6 protein-coding genes and 1 pseudogene are annotated in these 6,496 nt (G+C 74.5%); 3 read left to right on the top strand and 4 right to left on the bottom strand.

Features of this window, described 5'->3' with window-relative positions:
- The 3 genes and pseudogenes from RIF68_RS22925 to fasR form a co-directional block, all read right to left on the bottom strand.
- Nucleotides 1–356 (bottom strand): annotated as a pseudogene (locus RIF68_RS22925) (3-oxoacyl-ACP synthase); the annotation flags it as partial.
- Between the two features lie 18 nt (nt 357–374).
- Nucleotides 375–1,292: an ACP S-malonyltransferase gene (locus tag RIF68_RS22920; RefSeq protein WP_309053173.1), complete on the bottom strand. Its 918-nt coding sequence runs from the start codon at nt 1,290–1,292 to the stop codon at nt 375–377.
- A gap of 89 nt (nt 1,293–1,381) precedes the next feature.
- Nucleotides 1,382–2,563, bottom strand: coding sequence for a fatty acid biosynthesis transcriptional regulator FasR (fasR, locus tag RIF68_RS22915; protein ID WP_309053172.1), 1,182 nt, complete (start codon nt 2,561–2,563; stop codon nt 1,382–1,384).
- Between the two features lie 228 nt (nt 2,564–2,791).
- Between fasR and RIF68_RS22910 the strand changes: the two genes are divergently transcribed.
- Entirely contained in the window at nt 2,792–3,466 is a 675-nt protein-coding gene (locus RIF68_RS22910) for a pirin family protein (RefSeq protein WP_309053171.1), read from the top strand.
- 117 nt (nt 3,467–3,583) lie between these two features.
- Here RIF68_RS22910 and RIF68_RS22905 read toward each other — a convergent pair whose 3' ends face one another.
- Entirely contained in the window at nt 3,584–4,783 is a 1,200-nt protein-coding gene (locus RIF68_RS22905) for an Ig-like domain-containing protein (RefSeq protein WP_309053170.1), read from the bottom strand.
- A 334-nt stretch (nt 4,784–5,117) separates the two neighbouring features.
- Here RIF68_RS22905 and RIF68_RS22900 point away from each other — a divergent pair, with 334 nt between their 5' ends.
- Both RIF68_RS22900 and RIF68_RS22895 read left to right on the top strand, forming a co-directional pair.
- On the top strand, nt 5,118–6,236 hold the full coding sequence (locus tag RIF68_RS22900; protein ID WP_309053174.1) for a peptidoglycan bridge formation glycyltransferase FemA/FemB family protein: 1,119 nt from the start codon (nt 5,118–5,120) through the stop codon (nt 6,234–6,236).
- The coding region (locus tag RIF68_RS22895) for a lipid II flippase MurJ (protein WP_309053169.1) at nt 6,233–6,496 on the top strand (264 nt) is incomplete at its 3' end. The genes RIF68_RS22900 and RIF68_RS22895, both read left to right, overlap by 4 nt.

Genomic DNA, 6,496 nt, shown 5'->3' with positions numbered 1-6,496 from the left:
GAGATGTCGAACGCGGCCGGCTTGCCGGCGCCGATCTTGTCGGCGATCTCGGTGGCGACGGCCGGGGTCTGCTTGAAGTGCGAGACCGTGGAGACGACCACGGCCCCGATCTGCTCCGGGGTGATCCCGGCGTCCGCGATGGCCTTGCCGGACGCCTCCACCGACATGGCGGTGACGGTCTCCTCCGGGGACGCCCAGTGACGCGTGGCGATGCCGGAGCGCGAACGGATCCACTCGTCGGACGAGTCGATCCTCTCGAGGATCACCTCGTTCGGCACGACCCTGGTGGGCCGGTAGCCACCGACTCCCAGGATCCGCGCGTACGGGGCGCCCTTGCTGGGCTTGATCTTCGACATGGTTCTCGACACTCCTCGTCAGACGGCCGCGTGCTCGGCGATGAGCGTACGGGCCGCGTCCAGGTCGTCGGGAGTCTTCAGGGCCACCGTGGCCACGCCCGGCAGGGCGCGCTTGGCCAGACCGGTCAGGGTGCCACCGGGGCACACCTCGACCAGCGCGGTCGCTCCGAGCTCCTTGAAGGTCTCCATGCACAGGTCCCAGCGGACCGGGTTGGCGACCTGGCCGACGAGACGGGAGAGGACCTCGGCGCCGGTGGCGACGGCCTGCCCGTCCTTGTTGGAGACGTACGTCACGGCCGGGTCGGCGGGGGACAGCTCGGCCGCCGCCCGCTCCAGCTTCTCCACGGCCGGGGCCATGTGGTGCGTGTGGAACGCGCCGGCCACGGTCAGCGGGACGACCCGGCGGACACCCTCGGGCTTGTCCGCCTCCAGGGCGGCCAGCTGCTCCAGGGTGCCGGCCGCGACGATCTGGCCCGCGCCGTTCACGTTGGCCGGGGTCAGACCCAGCTTCTCCAGGTGCGGGACGGTCACCTGGGGGTCGCCGCCGAGCAGCGCCGACATGCCGGTCGGGGTGATGGCGGCGGCCTCGGCCATCGCCAGACCACGGGTCCGTACGAGACGCAGCGCGGCGGTGTCGTCGAGGACGCCCGCGAGCGCGGCGGCGGTGAGCTCGCCGACGCTGTGACCGGCGACCGCGCCGGGCGTCACGTCACCGAGGGCGGCGGCGGAGAGCAGACCGGCCGCGACCAGCAGCGGCTGGGCCACCGAGGTGTCGCGGATCTCGTCCGCGCCCGCCTTCGTGCCGTAGTGGGCGAGGTCGAGCCCGATGGCGTCGGACCAGGCCGCGAGGCGGTCGGCGGCACCGGGGAGTTCGAGCCAGGGAGTCAGGAAGCCGGGCGTCTGGGCGCCTTGGCCAGGAGCGACGAGTACGAGCACCCTCACACTCTCTCTTGGGGACGGCTCCGGACGCCCGTGGGGACAGGGACGAAGAACCGTCGGGGGAATTGTTGGTGTTCGACAAAAGTCTAGGACTGCTGATCGGCGTCGGCCAAGCGCCCGAGGATGAGCGCGATCCGCAGAGTGAAGGCGGAGCGCACGTCGGAGGGTGACCAGCCGGTGACATCGGTCACACGTCGAAGCCGGTAGCGCACGGTGTTCGGGTGCACGAACAGCATGCGCGCGGCGCCTTCGAGGCTGCTCGCCTGCTCCAGGTAGACACTCAGCGTTTCCAGGAGTGCCGAGCCTGCTTCCTCCAGCGGTCTGTAGATCTCCTCCACCAGCTGCTCGCGCGCGGACGGGTCGGAGGCGATGGCGCGCTCCGGGAGGAGATCGTCCGCCAGAACGGGCCGTGGCGCGTCCTGCCACGCCGAACACGCCTTCAGTCCGGCCGCCGCGGCCTGCGCGGAGCGCGTCGCCGCCAGCAGGTCGGGAACCACGGGGCCGGCCACCACCGGGCCCTGCGCGTACGGCCCGATCAGGGCCTTCGCCACGGCCAGCGGGTTGTCGTTGCCGCCCGCGATGACCACGAGCCGGTCACCGAGGACCCCGGTCAGGACCTGGAGCTTGGCGTGCCGGGCGGCCCGCCGGATCGCCTCCACCGTCAGCTCGCTGTCGCCGTCGGGCGCGGTGCCGAGGACCACGCAGACGTGCTCGGGCGAGTTCCAGCCGAGGGCCGCCGCCCGCGAGACGGCGCCCTCGTCGGCCTCGCCGGACAGGACCGCGTTCACCACCAGCGACTCCAGGCGCGCGTCCCACGCGCCCCGGGCCTCGGCGGCCTGCGCGTACACCTGCGCGGTGGCGAAGGCGATCTCCCGGGCGTACACGAGGAGCGCCTCGCGGAGCACCGACTCGTCGCCGGGGGCCGCGACCTCCTCGATCGCCGTCTCCATGACCTCGATCGTGGTGCGGACCATCTCGACGGTCTGCCGCAGGGTGATCGCCCGGGTCAGCTCGCGCGGGGCGGTGCCGAAGACGTCCGTCGAGATCGCCTGCGGCGTCTCCGGGTGCCGGAACCACTCGGTGAACGCCGCGATACCGGCCTGGGCGACCAGGCCGATCCACGACCGGTTCTCGGGCGGCATCGCCCGGTACCACGGCAGCGTCTCGTCCATGCGGGCAATGGCGTTGGCGGCGAGCCGCCCGGAGGACTGTTCGAGGCGCTTCAGCGTCGCGGCGTGCGGGTGAGGGGCGTTCACGGGATCAGACACGGGGACAAGACTGCCTTATCGGGACGCCCCCGTGCGGTGGCGGGGCGACTTCCCCGCCCGCGCACCGGCGCGGGACCGGCCGGCGGGGCCTCGGGGGTGGTACGGCGGGGAGCCGGCCGGCCCGCCCGCGGAGGCGGTACGGGGCCGGGCCGCTCCGTCCGTGGGCGCGCCCCGGCGACCGGGCCCGGCCGTGCCGCCGCCGGGTGCCCGGCCCGCTACCGTGGCCCCGTGATACGCATCCAGCGCGCCGGCGAGCGGTACCCGGGCGGGGATCCCGGGGCCGGGATCGAGACCCGCCACGCCCTGTCCTTCGGGCCGTACTACGACCCCGGCAACCTCCGCTTCGGCGCGCTCCTCGCCGTGAACGAGGAGCGGCTCGCGCCCGGCGCCGGCTTCGACGAGCACCCGCACAGCCACACCGAGATCGTCACCTGGGTCGTCGAGGGCGAGCTGACCCACCGGGACACGACCGGCCACGAGACCGTGGTGCGCCCCGGCGACCTCCAGCACCTCAGCTCCGCCGCCGGCGTCCGCCACGTCGAGCGCAACGACGGCGACGCCCCGCTGGTCTTCGTCCAGATGTGGCTCGCCCCCCGGGAACCCGGCGGCACCCCGGCGTACCGCGTGGTGCGCGGGCTGGGCCCCGCCGGCGCCTACGACCTGCCCCGGGCCGGCGCCCGGCTGCGCGCCCTCCGTCCGGCGCCGGGCGAGCACGTGGGCATCCCGGCCGCGGACCACGTGTACGTCCACGTGGTGCGGGGCGCGGTCCGGATCGGCCCGGAGGAGCTGGGTCCGGGCGACGCGGCCCGGATCAGCGCAGGGGAGGAACAGCGCCTGTCCGCGCCGGACGGCGCGGAGCTGCTCGTCTGGGAGATGACGGACCCGGCCCGGGCGACCGCGTAGGAGGCGCCGGGCCGGCCGGACCGGACCGGGGAGCGGCGTGCTCCGGAAGCAAGGCCCTGGGCCGTGTCCGGGGAGCCGCGCCCGGCCCGCGACTCCCCAGCCCTGCGGCGGACGCCGCTACTCTCCGGACGTGACCTGGCGCAGCGCGCTCTTCGCCCGCCACGCCGGCCACGCCACGTTCCACGCCCCGTAGCCGTTGCCCTCCGCGATCACGCCCTTGGTGTCCGCGCCGGTGATCTCGAAGGGGTCGCCGACCCGGACCTGCCCGTAGAAGGAGGCCGCGTCCGCGTCGCCCATGCCGATGCAGCCCGAACTCATGTTGGCCCGGCCGAAGTACCGCGCGTTCCACGGCGCCGCGTGCGCGTACATCCCCGACCAGGTCAGCCGCATCGAGTGGTCGACCATCTTGTCGTAGGCGTCGCCGAGGCCGACCGTCTCCGAGTTCATGTTGATCGTGCCCTCCTTCGCCATCAGGACGGCCGTGCCGCGCCAGGAGCGCTTGTCGCCGCCGGGTGTGCCGCCGGAGACCGGGATCGTACGGACCGGGCGGCCGTCGCGGAGGAGGGTCAGCCGCTTGCGGTCGAGGTCCACCTTCACCACCTGCGCGGCGCCGACGGAGAAGCCGGTGCGGTAGTCCCGTACGAACCAGCCGTCCCCGGAGTCGGTGCCGTTGAGGTCCGCCTCCAGGGTGACCTTCGTGCCCGGCTTCCAGTAGGCGCGGGGCCGCCAGTCCGCCCGGTCGCGGCCCGACCAGTCCTTCACCCAGCCCCAGGACCCCTCCGTGCCGTTCGAGGTGGTCACCCTCAACTGCCGCTCCACGTCCGCCTTCCGCGTCACCGGCCGGTCGAAGACGACCGACAGCGGATGCCCGACGCCCACCGTGGTGTTCTTGCCGGGCGCCAGCGTCAGCTTGTTGACCCGCTCCGGTTCCGGCGTGGAGAACGAGGACCGGGTCGTGGACTTCGCGCCGTCCGCCGCGCGCGCCGTCACCTCCACCGTGTACGAGGTGCCCGGCACCGCCTTGCGGTCCGACACCCAGCGCGTGCCGCCCGCGGCGGCCCGCCCGGTGAGCGTCCCGCCCCTGGCGTCGGTCACCCGCACCGCCTCCAGCGTGCCGCCCGCGGCCGTCACCGTCACCGGCCGGCCCGCCGCCGGGTCGGCCACCGTGACCTTCGCCGGGGGACCGGACGGCCGTGACGAGGGCGCCGGACCACCGGTCCCGGAGGGCCCGCCCGCCGCCTGGGCCGTACAGGCGGTGAGGGAGACGGCCAGGGCGACGGCCGCGAGAACGGGGCGGGACGTGCGTATCGGCAGCACGGAAGACCTCCGCGGTGGGAAGAGGGAAGGACGGGACGTTCCGGACCCTAGGCCGCCCGCCCGGGCCCAAGGGCCGCCGCGGGCCCCTGTGACGACGGCTGGGGCGGAACGGTCACCGTCCCGTCACACGCACCGCGCGGACCGGTCGCAATCCGCTGTGAGCCTGCTGTGCGCCCCGACGACCGAGGGGCGGAACAAGGAGGCTCCCGTTGTGTCAGCGTCGCTTCTCGTGACGGCCGCGCCCGCCGGCCCCCGCGTCCCGGCCGGCTCCCCGCTCCCCGCCGCACACCCCGCACGCACCGCGCCCGCCGGCGGCCCGTTCCGGCTCGGCCCGGTGTCCCCGGAGGCGTACCGCGCCTTCCTCGCCTCCCGCTCCACCGGGCCGCACGGCCCCAGCTTCCTCCAACTCCCCTCGTGGGCCGGGGTGAAGGACGGTTGGAGCCACCAACTCATCGGCTGGGGTCCGGAGTCGGGCGAGCTCACCGGTGTCGCCCTGGTTCTGCTCCGCGCCTTCCCCGGCACCCGCAAACACTTCGCCTACCTTCCCGAAGGGCCCGTCGCCGACTGGTCCGACCCCGACCTCGACGGCTGGCTCACCCCGCTCCTCGAGCACCTCCGCTCGCTCGGCGCCTTCGCCGTCCGCATCGGCCCCTCACCCGCCTACCGCCGCTGGACCGCCGCCACCGTCAAGGCCCGCACCGGCCCCGGCCGGCGGCTCGGCGACGTCCTCGCCGACGAGGTCGACCCGCTCGGGGCCGCCGTCGCCGAACGCCTCCGCGCCCGCGGCTGGAAGCGCTGCGGCGGCGACTCCGAGGACGGCGCCGACGCCCAGCCCCGGCACGTCTTCCAGGTCCCGCTCGCCGGCCGCACCGCCGACGACCTGTGGGCCGGCCTCAACCAGGAGTGGCGGCGCAACGTCCGCAAGGCCCGCAAGTCCGGCGTCGAGATCACCATCGGCTCCGCCGCAGATCTGCCCGAGTTCCACCGGCTGCTGCGCGTCACCGAGGAACGCGACGGCTTCCGTCTCGGCCGCTCGCTCGCGTACTACGAGCGCCAGTACGCCGTCCTCAACGCCGAGCACCCGGGCAGGATGCAGCTCTACCTCGCCCGCCACGAGGGCGAGATCCTCGCCGCCCACACCATGATCACCGTCGGCGGGCGGGTCTGGTACCAGACCGGTGCCTCCGCCGACCACCGCCGCGAGGTCCGCCCCTCCAACGCCCTCCAGTGGCACATGCTCCTCGACGCCCGCGCCCTCGGCGCCGCCGTCTACGACATGCGCGGAGTACCCTCCACCCTCGACCCGGACGACCGCGCCCACGGGCTCCTGCGCTGGAAGCTCGGCACGGGCGGACAGGTCGTCGAAACGCTGGGGGAATGGGAGACACCGTTGCACGGCAGGACCAACCAGGCGCTCCACCGCGCCTTCCAGGCCTATCTGGCCCGCCGATGACGAGCACGCTCACCGCACCCCCGGCCGGCCGGAGAAGCGGCGGGGCGACCCCCTCCGCCCTGCGCAGCGGCGCCCTCATGGCCGCCGGCTCGCTCGTCTCCCGCGCCACCGGCTTCGTCCGCGCCTCCGTCGTCGCCGCCGCGCTCGGCGCGGGCCTCGTCGCCGACGGGTACGCGGTCGGCAACTCCGTCCCCACCATCGTCTACACGCTGCTCATCGGCGGTGCCCTCAACGCCGTGTTCGTCCCCGAACTCGTCAGG

It is taken from the genome of Streptomyces sp., assembly GCF_031178505.1.
Classification (GTDB): domain Bacteria; phylum Actinomycetota; class Actinomycetes; order Streptomycetales; family Streptomycetaceae; genus Streptomyces; species Streptomyces gulbargensis.
Note: the sequence above shows the minus strand (reverse complement) of the source record. Positions and strands in the feature narration are given on the sequence as shown.